2 rRNA genes are annotated in these 412 nt (G+C 46.4%); both read left to right on the forward strand.

From position 1 onward, the window contains the following. Positions 1-107, forward strand: a 16S ribosomal RNA gene (locus P346_RS0122110); the annotation flags it as partial. A 198-nt stretch (positions 108-305) separates the two neighbouring features. Next, positions 306-412, forward strand: a 23S ribosomal RNA gene (locus P346_RS0122115); the annotation flags it as partial.

The raw sequence follows: 412 nt of genomic DNA on the forward strand, positions 1-412 counted from the left end.
TAGGTAGCTTAACCTTCGGGAGGGCGCTTACCACTTTGTGATTCATGACTGGGGTGAAGTCGTAACAAGGTAACCGTAGGGGAACCTGCGGTTGGATCACCTCCTTACCTTAAAGAACCTGCCTTTGCAGTGCTCACACAGATTGTCTGATGAATGATGAACTTCTGAATGTACTTTTGAGTGCATTAAGAAGTTTTGCTCTTTAAAAATCTGGATCAAGCTGAAAATTGAAACGACACACATGTTATGTGTGTTCGAGTCTCTCAAATTTTCGCAATCAGAAGTGAAACATCTTCGGGTTGTGAGGTTAAGCGACTAAGCGTACACGGTGGATGCCCTGGCAGTCAGAGGCGATGAAGGACGTGCTAATCTGCGAAAAGCGCCGGCGAGGTGATATGAACCTTTGACCCGG

The sequence above is a fragment of the Enterobacter sp. DC1 genome (assembly GCF_000568075.1).
Taxonomy (GTDB): domain Bacteria; phylum Pseudomonadota; class Gammaproteobacteria; order Enterobacterales; family Enterobacteriaceae; genus Enterobacter; species Enterobacter asburiae.